This is a genomic window from Nesterenkonia sp. AY15 (assembly GCF_022565855.1).
GTDB lineage: Bacteria > Actinomycetota > Actinomycetes > Actinomycetales > Micrococcaceae > Nesterenkonia.
In genome coordinates, this window is sequence record NZ_JAJOYV010000001.1 from 88900 (window position 1) to 101367 (window position 12468).

Below are 12468 nucleotides of genomic sequence, written 5' to 3' on the forward strand. Positions count from 1 at the left end.
GAGGAGAGCTCGAGCCGGAGCTCGAGCATCCGAGTGAAGATTCTCGACTTCCTTCGCAGGTCCTAACCTGATCAGGTGCGAGGGTCTGGGCCTTCAGCCCACTCTCAGCGCCCTGCCGGCGGAATCATGGCTTCTCAGCCGCGTTCTTCCGTCGAGGGGCGCTCCCCTGTCGTGTCTCAAATGACGTGCACTAGAGTAACACCAGGACATCGACCCACCCCCTGAGGAGAACATTGTGGACAAGCTTCTGGACAAGGGCATGGCCCTTGGCATCTCACTGGCAGGCGGCTTCGTCGCAACCCGAATCTTCGACTTCGTGTGGAAGAAGGCCACCGGCGACGACGCCCCGCGCGTGGGCAACGACGAGATGACGCTCAAGCGAGCCCTCGCCTTCTCCATCGGTTCCGCGGCCGTCTCTGCGACCGTGCAGGTGCTCTCCCAGCGGGGCGCAAGCTCTACGGTGAAGAAGCTCCGCAGCAAGGTCGGAGATCGCGCGGAGGTCTGATCGATGCGCATCGCTGCCGCTCAGATCACCACCGGCCCGGATCCTGAAGCCAACCTCGAACTGATCCGCGAATATGCCGCACGCGCCGCGCAGGCCGGCGCCCGCGTCGTCGTGTTCCCCGAGGCGACCCAGCGAGCCTTCGGGCACCCGCTGCCACCCGTGGCCGAACCGGTCACCGGCCCCTGGGCCGAGGCGGTCCGCGCCATGGCGCGCGAATTCCAGATCGTGATCGTCGCCGGGATGTTCACCCCCGGGGTTCCCAGCGGCGAGGGTCGACCGCGGGTGGTCAACACGCTCATTGCCGTGGGGCCGGCCGTTTCCGGCGAAGAGGTCGATGTCGCCTACGACAAGATCCATCTCTATGACGCCTTCGGCTTCAAGGAGTCCGACGGCGTCCAGCCCGGCCGGAGCCCCGCGCAGTTCGTGCTCGACGGGGTCACCTTCGGCCTGGCAACCTGTTATGACATCCGCTTCCCGAACCTCTTCACCGACCATGCCCGCTCCGGGGCGCAGGTGACCCTGGTGCCGGCCTCATGGGGAGCAGGGGAGGGCAAGCTGGAGCAGTGGCGGCTGCTCGCACAGGCCAGGGCGCTGGACTCCACGCAGTACATCCTCGCCTGCGGTCAGGCCGACCCCGCCGCCGCGGGGGTGGACGCGGTCCAGGGAGCGCCCACCGGAATCGGTCATTCGATGATCGTCTCCCCGCTGGGCGTCCCGCTCAGCGAGGCCGGCGGCGCACCCGAGCTGCTGGTCGCAGAGGTGGACCCGGAAGTGGTCAGCCAGACCCGAAAGATGGTCCCGGTGCTGAAGAACGCCCGCCAGCTGCAGAGCTGACGGGCGTTCTGCAGCACCGGCTGTGCCGGCGGGCTGTGGACGCGCTCAGTCCACCGGGTGATTGACCGGGAGGTCCTGGTCCAGGAAGCTGTTCAGCTGCGCGGTGAGTTCGGGGTCCACGGCGAGCTCGTGCTCATCGATCCGGTTCACCGGAGCGGCGAGCCGCACCGAGGACAGCAGCCACACGTGGTCTGCCGCGTAGAGATCCTCCGGGGTGAGCGGCCCATAGCCGAGCTTCCATCCCGCCCGCTCTGCAGCGGTGAAGATCGCGCCCTGCGTGGTGCCGGGCAGGATGCCGGTCTCCAGCACCGGGGTGATCAGCGTCGGGGGCTCGCCTGCGGCGCCCGCCTCGGCGATCAGCACCGTGGAGGTGGGCCCCTCGAGGACCTGGCCGTCGGAGGTGATGAAGATGACGTCGTCGAAGCCGCCGGCGTCGGCGTGGCGCAGCGCCGCCATGTTCACCGCGTAGCTCAGCGTCTTCGCCCCGAGCAGCAGCCAGGGCGCCCGCTCGGCGGCGGTGGAGTCATAGCCGCGGTCGAGCAGCGTCACGCCGAGCGGCTTTCCGCGGTTGATCCGCATGCTCTCCGCCACCGGGGTCAGCATGAGCCAGTAGGTGCCGGCGAAGGCCGGATCCTCGGAGGCGGGCTCGTTCTCCACCCCGCGGGTGGCCACGAGCTTGATCGCGAGCTCCTCAGGCACTCCGCCCCGCGCGCGGTACTCCTCGAGGCCCAGCCCGACGGCGGCCTCCCAGGAGTCTCTCGGAGGGATGCCGATGTCGAGGATGCCGGCGGAGCGTCGCAGCCGGGCAAGGTGCGCGTCGAGCTTCCGCGGCGTCCCGTTGATGGCGTGCATCGTCTCGAATATCCCGTCCCCGCGAATGGCACCGAGATCGGTGATTCGCAGCTGGGGCTGGTGCGGGTCAAAGACCGCGCCGGTGGGGTGTTCGGCGTCGATGCGTACGGCGACGGCGGCCACAGAGTCATCACGAAAGTGCTCAGCCATGGCTACAGCCTAGCTCCTGCGCGACCTGCCGGGGGCGATTGACGTGAGCGGACCCAGTAGGCTGTCTTGGAAGGATTGGGAGGGATGCGTTGCTGTGGCCATTTAGCGGGCTGGGACTGGACTCCCTGCCGCAGGGGATCTTCCTGAGCATCCTCGTGTTCGAGATCGGCGTCCGGGTGGCTGTGATCGGCATCATCCCGTCGAACCGCCGTCCCAACACTGCGATGGCCTGGCTGCTCGCGATCTTCTTCATCCCCGCTATCGGGCTTCCGCTCTTCCTGCTCCTGGGGCGCAGCAAGCTCTCGGCTCGGCGGCAGGAGCGTCAGCAGCGGATGAACGCGGCGCTGCTGGAGGCCACCAGCCAGATGCAGCTCTCCGACCAGCTGCGCGAGCACGAGCAGCTCAGCGCCACCGTGGTGCTCAACCGCAACCTCGGCGCGTTCCCCATCCAGGAGGGGAACCAGCTCACCCTGATCACGGACTATAAGGCGTCCTTCACCTGGCTGGTCGATCAGATCGATGAGGCGCGGGAGTACGTCCACGTGCTCTTCTACATCGTCGGCGATGACCCCGAGTACACCGGCCCGGTCCTCGACGCCATGGAGCGCGCGGCCGAGCGCGGGGTCAAGGTGCGTTTCCTCTACGACCACCTCGGCACCGCCCGGGTCAGCGGCTACCGACGGCTCAAGCGCAGGCTGCGCAGCTCGAAGATCGAATGGTACCGGGTGCTGCCGATCCGCCCGCTGCGCCGTCGCTTCTCCCGCTTCGACCTGCGCAACCACCGCAAGATCGTCGTGATCGACGGCATCACCGCACTGACCGGCTCCACGAACCTGATCGAGCCGCACTACCAGCGCCCCGCGGCGGTGCGGATGGGTCGGCGCTGGGTCGAGCTCAACGTCGTGCTCACCGGCCCGGCCGTGACCGGGCTCGACATCGTCTTCGCCTCGGACTGGTATGCCGAGACCAACGAGAACCTCGGCGAGAAGCTGCTGGTGGACCTCGAGGCCGATGAGGCCGCCTCGGGCGGTTCGCTGGTCCAGGTCGTCCCCTCCGGCCCGGGCTTCCCGGACGAGAACAACCTGCGACTCTTCAACGACCTGATCTACCAGGCCACCCATCGGATCATCATCTCCACGCCGTATCTGGTCCCCGACGATTCGCTGCTCTACGCGCTGACCAATGCCGCGCACCGCGATGTCGAGGTCCTTGTCCTGGTCTCCAAGAAGGCCGATCAGTTCACCATCCAGCATGCCCAGCAGTCCTACTATCAGATCCTGCTCGAGGCCGGGGTGCGGATCTTCCGCTACCCGGACCCCGATGTGCTGCACGCCAAGTTCATGATCATCGATGACCACGTCGCGGTGCTCGGCTCCTCGAACATGGACATGCGCTCCTTCTCGCTGAACCTGGAGGTCACGCTGATGATCGTCGACGCGGGCAAGGTGGCCGAGATCGAAGAGGTCTTCACCCGGTACCTGCTGCTCTCCACCGAGCTCGATCTTCAGGAGTGGGCCCGCCGGCCGTGGCACGTCCGATACCTGGACAACACGTTCCGACTGACCTCGGCTCTGCAGTAGAGCCCTTTCCGATGAGCGGATATACTCACTGCCCAGGGCGCCGGAGCGCACAATTCGGCCCCTCTCACCCTGCGCCGACGAGACCTGAGGAACCATGATCGGATTGCGTTCGACGGCTCACCGAGCCGTGCCCTGCGCGACTCGGGCCAGGGGTCTCCTTGCGCTGTCTGCGGCTGGAGCGCTCGCCGTGACTGCCGCCGGCTGCTCCCCAGACGCCGAGGATGCGAGCTCGGCGCAGGATGTCGCATCCATGAGCTCCCTCCCATCGGAGGCTGGCGAGCCTGATGGCAGCGCCGACGAGGATCCCGCTGAGGATGAGACCGGGACCGAAGAGTCAGCTGCGTCTGACGCAGACGAGCTGCTCACCCAGCGAGAGATCTCCCAGGTGCTGGTCACCGAGTCCGAGCTGCCCTTCGCCCCAGACAGCCACTCCACGCTGACCGGACTGAACTTCTTCAAGGACCAGCTCGGAGCGGCCGCAGAGGTCTATACCGAGAGCTTCGGCGAGGGCGAGTGCGCCTCGGCGATGGACCGGATCAATGCGGATCTCATCGGGGAGCGCCCGGAGCTCGGCGTGGTCCAGGAATACAAGCATGAGCTCGCCGATCGCACCGAGAGCCTCTACGTCTGGATGCTCGGTCTCGAGGACCCGCCGGAATCGGCTGTCATCTGGGACCGGGTCATCGAAGCCTGCACCGCCGAACCGCTGCGCGGTGAGACCGATTCGGTGGACGTCGAGGCCTTTGAGGCCCACGACTTCCGCGGTCTGGAGCTGAACATGAAGGTCCACGACGGGGAATCCATGGTGGAGGTCCTCGGCTTCTCGGCAAGCGTCGACTACGGCAGGCACCTGCTGATGGTCAGCGCCGCGAACATGGACGCCGAGACCTTCGACGCAATTGTGGAGCGCCAGGCAGGGAAGCTCGCGACCTTCGACCACCAGCGCACCGACTAGTTCTACTCAGCCGCGGCCGACCGCCACAAGACGGCACGCATCGTGCGCAGGGCCCGGGTCCAGTGTTCAAACTGATGCGCCGTTGCCCGCGCCGCTGGCGCGATCCCGACCCGCACTTTGATCTGTGCTCGATCCGAGGTCGGATCTGGACGGTCGCCCTAGACGTGGCCACCCCGGGGTGCCAGCATTGAAGCGTTATCACCGGTGGATCCGGCGTCATGAAAGGACGTTGCCCATCGCACGGGTGGCACGTCCGTGGCTTACGAAGGAGTGATGGGCGATGGTGCGTCGAGGCGTTCTAGCCACATTCTTAGCAGCGGGGATCTTCGCAGGAAGCGTCACGGCCGCACAGGCCGCGCCCGTGAAACCGGACTTCCCCCTCATCACCGTCGGGTGCCCCGACGGCGAGGGCGGCTACGACATGCTACAGGTGAAGCCCCGCGGAGCTGTCGCCTTCGTCTTCGACGAGGCGGGAGTGGCCACGGGTGAGAAGCTGTTCATTCGCTCGATCGACGCCGCCCTCTTCTCCGACGCTGGCCAGCTCCTCTGGGAGTACAACAAGGCCTACGGCAAGCGGACCGGTCACGGCGAGCCGGTCTCCTGCTCCGGGTCCTTCAGGAAGGGCTCTGATGGGACGGTCTTCTTCGACGTCCTGGTGACACGCCGGTAGGAGGGACCGCTCACCCGCGATCCACTTTCGTGGATGCCCGCCGCCCCCGAGCGGACTGACCACCCTGAACTTCGAGGATTCCCCGGTCGCAGGCGAACTCTTCGGCTGGTGCAGCCACTGTGCCGGACGAGGGCCTCACTGCGGGCAGCATGGGCGCGGCATCTTCGAGACCGCCGGGTGCAGCGAGATCCCGCCGGAGACGGGGAGCAGTCGGGGCAGGTGCGCCGCGGCTTTGGCGTCGGTCTTGACCCGGTCTGCGGCTGGTCGCTGGAGCTTCTCCGGGGCAGGAAGCTCGCACCGGATTCCGGCGTCGAGGACTTCGTCCGGTGCCCCACGAATCTCTGTGAGTGGGGGCCCGGCCCGCAACCCCTCGCCGACCTAGGAGCTGCTACATATCGTCTAGTCCGAGGTCGCGGTCTCAGATTCCGGGAACCGGGCGCCCAGGGCCTCCAGCACCCCGCGCGACTTGGTGCGGATCTCCTCCCATTCCTCGGCAGGGTCGGAATCAGCGGTGATCGCTCCGCCCAGCCCCAGGTGGAAGCGGCGTGACTCACCCTCGCCGCTGAGCACCGCGGTGCGGATGAGCACTGCCAGGTCCGCAGCGCCGTTCGTGCTGAAATACCCCGCCACCCCGGAATAGGGCCCGCGCGGACCCGTCTCCAGCCGCTGCAGGATCTCCATGGTGGAGATCTTCGGCGCCCCGGTCATCGACCCCGGGGGGAATGCGTCAGCGACGACCCGGGCCCGCGGCACCGCATCCGGGATGCGGGCGCTGATCGTGGAGACCAGCTGGTGCACGCTGGGATAGGTCTCCACCGCGCAGAGCCGCTCGGTGCGCAGGCTTCCCGGGATCGCGTGGATGGAGAGGTCATTGCGGACCAGGTCCGCGATCATCACGTTCTCCGCCCGATCCTTGGGGTGGGTGCGCAGATCCTCGATCATGGCGCGGTCCTGCGCGGCGGTCACCCCGCGGGGTCTGGTGCCCTTGATGGGCTCCGAGCGCGCCGTGCCGCTCGCGCTGATGCTGAGAAAGCGTTCGGGCGAGGTGGAGAGGATCTCGGTCTCACCGATGCTCAGGAACTGGGTGAAGGGGGCTCGGTTGCGGGTGCGCAGGGCGGCGAAGAGCTCGATGCCGCGTGCGCGTCCCGGTGCCAGCGTCCCGGTGACCGCCGTGGTCAGGCAGATCTCATAGCTGTTGCCCTCGGTGATCTCCCGCTTCGCCCGCGCGATCGCGGCGAGATAGTCCCGGCGAGAGTCACGGACCGCGATCTCGCGGAGCAGGGCGGCGTCGGACCCTCCTTCGTCGCAGCCTCCTTCGCCAGAGCCGTCCCTCAGCGCCAGGCCCTGCAACGTCTCGAACACCTGCTCCTTCCAAGCAGACTCCGCCGCTGCGTCCCAGCACTGAAGCTCCAGCTGCCCCTGGGCATGGTGGATGACCACGGCATGGGTGGCGCGGAACAGGCTGGCCTCCTGGGCCGGACGGTCTGCCGGCTCCAGGGCCTTCTCCGCTGGGTCTTCAGCGCCGACCTCCCGCTTGAGCTCATAGCCCAGCCATCCCACCCAGCCGAGCGCGAACCGCGGGAGATCATGGCGGGTCGCGTCCGGTCCGTCAGGCTGTCCAGGTCGGTCAGACTCGGCAGGCTCGCGACCCTCGTCCGGCTGCTCTGCGGACCCGGTCCAGTTCTCCGCCAACCAGCTGAAGAACGGCTGGCGGCGCTCGATGGTCCCCTTGGGCGTGGTGACGCTGGTCTGGCCCTGATGGTGGCTGACCAGCGCCGCATGGTCCCCGAAGGAGAAGGCCAGGATGCTGTGGGCGCTGCGCGCGGGCTGATCGGTCCTGGCGTGATCGCTGCTGTCCAGCAGCGCAGCGGGAACCCCGGGCAGCTGCTCACACAGAGCGGCGAACAGCTGCGGTGCGAAGTCCTCGAGCGCGTCGCCCGCCACCTCGTCGAGACCTGGCAGGTGGCCCGCGGAGAGACCCGGCAGGTCCATGGGGCGGCTGGTCAACGCAGCCCTCGGGGAGTCCCGGGTGCAATGGTCATGAGTCAAGGATGGCACAGGCCGGGAATCGTCTCGGCGCGCTACGATGTCGCCCATGGCATCTGAGGCGCAGCGGGCCGAGACCGCAGAACCGCGACGGGGACGTCCGCGCAGCGAAGCCTCCCACCAGGCGGTGCTCGACGCCACGATCCGGCTGCTCCGCGTGAGCTCCTATGAGGAGCTGACGGTGGAGGCCATCGCCTCCGAGGCCGGGGTGAGCAAGCAGACCATCTATCGATGGTGGAAGTCCAAGGCTGCAGTGGTGCTGGAGGTGATGCTCACCGGAGACGCCGAGATCGAGCTGGTGCCCATGCCGTCCACCGGTGATCTGCGTGCGGACTGCCTGACCTGGATCCGCGGCATGATCGTAGAGGCCTTCCGCGACACCCACGTCGGGATGGCGCGCAGTCTCGTGGTGGCAGGACTCCAGTGTGATCCCGGGACCGAGCGGCTGCTCCAGCAGGCGAGCATGTGGGATCACGGACAGCTGGCGGAACGACTGCGTGAAGCCGAGCGGGCGGGCGAGCTTCGCGCCGGAGTCGACATCTCAGCGGCCGCCTCGGCGATCGGCGACCCGCTGATCTTCCGAATGCTCATCGGCTCCGCACCGAGCCTGACCTGGGCGGAGAGCCTCGTCGACGTCGTGGTGACCGGGCTCCTGCGACCCGAGACGAACCAGACCCACAACCCGCCGCGGTGAGTTTCGCCACAGTCGTCCTTCACAATCCTCTCGGTGAATTTCGAGACGCGGCGTTCCGTTTATGATCGTGTCATGGCAAAGCTCCTTTACCGCCTCGGCCTGCTCTCTGCGCGCCGAGCCAAGACCGTCGTCGCAGCCTGGTTCGCCGTGCTCGCCCTCGCCGTCAGCTCCTTCCTCGCCTTCGGCGGACAGCTGACGGATCAGATCACCCTTCCTGACCTGGAGACCACCGCGGTCGCCGATCGCCTGGCCGAGGAGATGCCAGACTCCGGCGGCGGCAACGCCTCGGCGATCATCCGCACCGACGACGGCGAGCCGTTCACCGGCGAGCAGGAGCAGCAGGTCGCCGAGTTCATCGAGGAGCTCGAGGCTGACGACATCGTCAGCAGCGTCACCGACCCCTTCGCCACCGAGGATCAGATCGCCGACGCGCGCAGCGAGATCTCCGCCGGTGAAGCTGAGCTGGAGTCCGGCCGCGAGGAGATCGAGACGAATCGCGAAGACATCGAGACCGGTCGTGAGGAGATCGAAGCCGGTCGTGAGGAGATCGAAGCGGGCCGTGGGGAGATCGAGTCCGGATTCGCCCAGCTCGACGAAGGTCAGGAGCAGCTCGACGAGGCCATCGCTGGCGCCCAGGAGCAGGGCATCTATGAGGCCGCGCGGCCTCAGTTCGAGGCTCAGCAGGCCGAGATCGATGCCAACCGGGCCGAGCTGGAAGCCGCAGAGCAGGAGCTCGAGGCCGGGGAAGAGGAGCTCAACGCCGGGGAAGAGGAGCTCAACGCCGGGGAGGAGGAGCTCAACGCCGGCGAAGATGAGCTCACCGAGGCGGCCGCCGAGCTGGAGCGCGGCGAGGCGCTTCTGGAGCTCTCCTCCGGCGCCCAGGTCGTCTCCGACGACGGCGACGTCGCCGTGCTGATGCTCAACTTCACCGAGCCGATGGAGAGCATCGGCACCGAAGACCTGGCCACCGTCTCGGCGGCCATCACCGACGCGGAGATCGACGGAGTCGAAGCACTGCCCGGCGGAGACCTCGACTTCGAGCTTCCCCACCTCTTCTCGGTTGCCGAGCTGATCGGCCTGATGATCGCCGCCGCCGTGCTGCTGATCATGCTCGGCACGCTCATCGGCGCAGGGTTGCCGCTGCTCAACGCCCTGATCGGCGTCGGAGTCGGCGTCGCCGGCGCGATGGCGCTCTCCGGCGTCGTCGAGATGATGTCGATGACCCCGATCCTGGGACTCATGCTGGGCCTGGCCGTGGGCATCGACTACTCGTTGTTCATCATCCACCGGCACCGCCGGCAGCTGAAGGACGGCATGGCCGTCCATAAGTCGATCGCCCTGGCCACCGGGACCGCTGGCAACGCCGTGGTCTTCGCGGGTGCCACCGTGGTGATCGCGCTGCTGGCGCTCAACGTCACCGGCCTGCCGTTCCTGGCCCTGATGGGCAGCGTCGCAGCCGCCTGTGTGGCCATCGCGGTGCTCATGGCGGTCACCATGACCCCGGCCATGCTCTCCCTGGTGGACCGCAGGATCCTTGCCCGCCGGGAACGACGCCACATCGGCGAGCGGCGCACCAAGGAGATCACCACCCAGATGGGCCACGGCAAGGCGATCGGCATCGCCGCCGCTGCGCTGATCGGCCTCGGCGTGCTCTCCATCCCGACCTTCGACCTGCGCCTCGGCCTTCCCGATGCCAGCTCCAATGCCGAGGACTCGGCCTCCTACCAGGCGTACTCCGCGACCGAGGAGGCCTTCGGCCAGGGTGTCAACGGGCCGCTCCTGGTCCTCGCCGACCTGCCCTCCGGGCTGGATGACACCCAGGCGCAGGACTACCAGATCGAGATCGGCACCTCGCTGCTGGAGAACGAGAACATCGCGGCAGCGGTCCCCGCCGCACTCAGCGAGGACAACACGCTCGGGGTCTTCCAGATCATCCCCGAGGAGGGGCCGGCTGCCGAGTCGACCGAGGCTCTGGTGCATGAGTTCCGCGACGGCGCTCCGCTGGCCGGCACGGACGCCGCCGATGTCGAGCTCTCCGTGGCGGGCATGACGGCCGCCCAGATCGACATGTCAGATGTGATCGCCGATGCGCTGCCGCTCTACCTGGCGCTGGTCATCGGGCTCTCGCTGCTGCTGATGATCATGGTGTTCCGCTCGATCCTGCTCCCGGTGATCGCCACCCTCGGGTTCGTCGGGTCCTTCGCCGCCGCCGTGGGCATCGTCGTGGCAGTGTTCCAGTGGGGCTGGTTCGCCGACATCGTCGGAGTCACCGAACCCGGGCCGATCGTGACCTTCCTGCCGGTGCTGATGGTCGGCATCCTCTTCGGACTGGCCATGGACTATCAGCTCTTCACCGCCTCGGGCATGCGCGAGGCCTACGCCCACGGCTCTGCGCCGCGGCTCGCCGTGCGCCAGGGACTGCATGCCGGGCGCTCCGTGGTCACCGCCGCGGCGCTGATCATGTCCTCGGTCTTCGCCGGATTCATCTTCACCGACGATCCGATGGTGGCCTCCATGGGCCTGGGGCTCTCCGTGGGCGTGCTGCTGGACGCCTTCGTGGTGCGACTGCTGCTGGTGCCCGCCCTGCTGCACCTGGCAGGTCCCGCCGCCTGGTGGCTGCCGAAGTGGATGGATCGCCTCATCCCTGACGTCGACGTCGAGGGCGCTCAGCTGGAGCGCGAGGTCCTGCCCGATGCTTCCGACCCCTCGGACGGGATCGAACCGCTGGCTCGCGAGCAGGAGCCGGCGCACCCGCGCTGACCGCTCTGCACACGCAAGAACGCCCGGCACCTCTGCGAAGGTGCCGGGCGTCTCTGCGTCTGGGTCCTACTGGGTGTCGTCGTCCCGATCTACCGGATCGTCGAGCAGCTCATAGACGCCGTCGATGATCCGATTCGGGCGGAACGGGAAGTCGGCGATGCTGGCGCGGCTGGAGAGTCCGGTCATCACCAGGATCGTGTGCATTCCGGCCTCCATGCCGGCCACGATGTCGGTGTCCATCCGGTCCCCGATCATGGCGGTCTCCATGGAGTGCGCCCCGAGGTGGTTCAGCGCCGACCGGAACATCATCGGATTCGGCTTGCCGACCACATAGGGCTTGCGACCGGTGGCCTTGGTGATCAGTGAGGCGATGGCGCCCGTGGCGGGCAGCACGCCCTCGGGGCTCGGGCCGGTGGCGTCGGGGTTGGTGAGGATGAACCGGGCACCGTTGTTGATCAGCCGGAGGGCCTTCGTGATGGCCTCGAAGCTATAGTTCCGCGTCTCACCGACGACCACATAGTCCGGATTGGTCTCGGTCATGATGAACCCTGCGGCGTGGATCGCGGTGGTGAGCCCGGCTTCGCCTATGACGTAGCAGCTGCCCTGCGCGTTGGACTCCGGGTCGATCTGGTTCGCCAGGAAGGTCGCGGTGGCCAGGGCGGAGGTCCAGATCCGCTCCTCGGGCACCACCAGTCCGGAGTTGCGCAGCCGAGCGCTGAGATCGCGGGCGGTGAAGATCGAGTTGTTCGTCAGCACAAGATAGGGGAGGTCCTGGCGCCGCCACTGTTCCAGCAGCTCTGCGGCGCCGGGCAGCGCCTCCTGCTCGCGGACGAGCACCCCGTCCATATCGGTCAGCCAACATTCGATGTTCTCACCGTTCATGTGCTGATCCTATGTCCTGAAGCTGGTGCCCTGCCAGAGGTGACCCTGGGGCCTCCCACACGCGGTGAGGCGTCGAACCTTGACCCAGCACTACCTCTATGGTTAATTAGTAGAGTAATTAACCATAGAGGTAGTGGACTCGGTATGCTGGAGCTGTTCCTCGATGAAGGGTGGATGGGTCCGTGGAAGAGGGTCGCGCACTGTTCGTGCAGATCGCTGAGCAGCTGGAGGCCTCCGTCCTGGACGGATCCCTGGCAGAAGGTGAGCGCGCCCCCTCGACCAACGAGCTCGCGTCCTTCCATCGGATCAATCCCGCCACCGCAGCCAAGGGTCTGAACCTGCTGGTGGATCGCGGGATCCTGCTCAAGCGTCGCGGCCTCGGCATGTTCGTGGCCCCGGGCGCCCGGGAGATCCTCATCGCGCAGCGCCGGCAGCAGTTCGCGACCCACTACCTCGATCCGATCATCACCGAGGCCCGTACCGTCGGGCTCTCGGTGGACACCATCATCGAGATGCTCCGCTCCAGAGCGTGAACAGCGC

The 12468-nt window shown here is 67.4% G+C and carries 11 protein-coding genes and 1 riboswitch; of the genes, 8 read left to right on the plus strand and 3 right to left on the minus strand.

What is annotated here, in order from left to right:
• Positions 1 to 31: 31 nt before the first annotated feature.
• Positions 32 to 178, minus strand: a riboswitch (TPP riboswitch).
• Positions 179 to 235: 57 nt separating this feature from the next.
• Together LSI54_RS00400 and LSI54_RS00405 are read left to right on the plus strand one after the other, a co-directional pair.
• The gene (locus LSI54_RS00400) at positions 236 to 505 is read left to right on the plus strand and encodes a DUF4235 domain-containing protein (RefSeq protein ID WP_241463641.1); all 270 of its coding nucleotides are present in this window, start codon (positions 236 to 238) and stop codon (positions 503 to 505) included.
• A 3-nt stretch (positions 506 to 508) separates the two neighbouring features.
• Positions 509 to 1339 (plus strand): carbon-nitrogen hydrolase family protein, encoded by an 831-nt coding sequence (locus tag LSI54_RS00405; RefSeq protein WP_241477505.1) that lies wholly within the window; start codon positions 509 to 511, stop codon positions 1337 to 1339.
• A 45-nt stretch (positions 1340 to 1384) separates the two neighbouring features.
• Here LSI54_RS00405 and LSI54_RS00410 read toward each other — a convergent pair whose 3' ends face one another.
• A complete protein-coding gene (locus tag LSI54_RS00410) occupies positions 1385 to 2341 on the minus strand; it encodes an aminodeoxychorismate lyase (RefSeq protein WP_241475795.1) in 957 nt (318 codons plus the stop codon).
• Positions 2342 to 2430: 89 nt separating this feature from the next.
• Here LSI54_RS00410 and cls point away from each other — a divergent pair, with 89 nt between their 5' ends.
• From cls to LSI54_RS00425, 3 genes are all read left to right on the plus strand, one after another.
• The gene (gene cls, locus LSI54_RS00415; RefSeq protein WP_241463644.1) at positions 2431 to 3921 is read left to right on the plus strand and encodes a cardiolipin synthase; all 1491 of its coding nucleotides are present in this window, start codon (positions 2431 to 2433) and stop codon (positions 3919 to 3921) included.
• Positions 3922 to 4171: 250 nt separating this feature from the next.
• Positions 4172 to 4876 (plus strand): hypothetical protein, encoded by a 705-nt coding sequence (locus LSI54_RS00420; RefSeq protein WP_241470286.1) that lies wholly within the window; start codon positions 4172 to 4174, stop codon positions 4874 to 4876.
• Positions 4877 to 5156: 280 nt separating this feature from the next.
• Positions 5157 to 5546, plus strand: a complete 390-nt coding sequence (locus LSI54_RS00425) for a hypothetical protein (protein ID WP_241470285.1) — start codon at positions 5157 to 5159, stop codon at positions 5544 to 5546.
• Between the two features lie 399 nt (positions 5547 to 5945).
• On the opposite strand, the gene LSI54_RS00430 is transcribed toward LSI54_RS00425, so the two are convergent.
• A complete protein-coding gene (locus LSI54_RS00430) occupies positions 5946 to 7553 on the minus strand; it encodes an anthranilate synthase component I family protein (protein WP_241477506.1) in 1608 nt (535 codons plus the stop codon).
• A gap of 88 nt (positions 7554 to 7641) precedes the next feature.
• Here LSI54_RS00430 and LSI54_RS00435 point away from each other — a divergent pair, with 88 nt between their 5' ends.
• Positions 7642 to 8286, plus strand: a complete 645-nt coding sequence (locus LSI54_RS00435) for a TetR/AcrR family transcriptional regulator (protein ID WP_241463648.1) — start codon at positions 7642 to 7644, stop codon at positions 8284 to 8286.
• 72 nt (positions 8287 to 8358) lie between these two features.
• Positions 8359 to 11046 carry an MMPL family transporter gene (locus LSI54_RS00440; RefSeq protein ID WP_241477507.1) on the plus strand — a complete coding sequence of 896 codons (2688 nt, stop codon included), beginning with the start codon at positions 8359 to 8361 and terminating at the stop codon, positions 11044 to 11046.
• Positions 11047 to 11112: 66 nt separating this feature from the next.
• On the opposite strand, the gene LSI54_RS00445 is transcribed toward LSI54_RS00440, so the two are convergent.
• Entirely contained in the window at positions 11113 to 11928 is an 816-nt protein-coding gene (locus tag LSI54_RS00445; RefSeq protein WP_241463650.1) for an HAD-IIA family hydrolase, read from the minus strand.
• A gap of 182 nt (positions 11929 to 12110) precedes the next feature.
• Here LSI54_RS00445 and LSI54_RS00450 point away from each other — a divergent pair, with 182 nt between their 5' ends.
• Complete coding sequence (locus LSI54_RS00450; RefSeq protein ID WP_241463651.1) at positions 12111 to 12461, plus strand: GntR family transcriptional regulator; 351 nt, start codon at positions 12111 to 12113, stop codon at positions 12459 to 12461.
• Positions 12462 to 12468: the final 7 nt, after the last annotated feature.

Bases quoted from the DNA above. Each gene is read 5' to 3' on its own strand.
- LSI54_RS00405 (WP_241477505.1), top strand. From the start codon at position 509: ATGCGCATCGCTGCCGCTCAGATCACCACCGGCCCGGATCCTGAAGCC.
- LSI54_RS00410 (WP_241475795.1), bottom strand. From the start codon at position 2,341: ATGGCTGAGCACTTTCGTGATGACTCTGTGGCCGCCGTCGCCGTACGC.
- LSI54_RS00420 (WP_241470286.1), top strand. From the start codon at position 4,172: ATGAGCTCCCTCCCATCGGAGGCTGGCGAGCCTGATGGCAGCGCCGAC.
- LSI54_RS00425 (WP_241470285.1), top strand. From the start codon at position 5,157: ATGGTGCGTCGAGGCGTTCTAGCCACATTCTTAGCAGCGGGGATCTTC.
- LSI54_RS00435 (WP_241463648.1), top strand. From the start codon at position 7,642: ATGGCATCTGAGGCGCAGCGGGCCGAGACCGCAGAACCGCGACGGGGA.
- LSI54_RS00440 (WP_241477507.1), top strand. From the start codon at position 8,359: ATGGCAAAGCTCCTTTACCGCCTCGGCCTGCTCTCTGCGCGCCGAGCC.
- LSI54_RS00445 (WP_241463650.1), bottom strand. From the start codon at position 11,928: ATGAACGGTGAGAACATCGAATGTTGGCTGACCGATATGGACGGGGTG.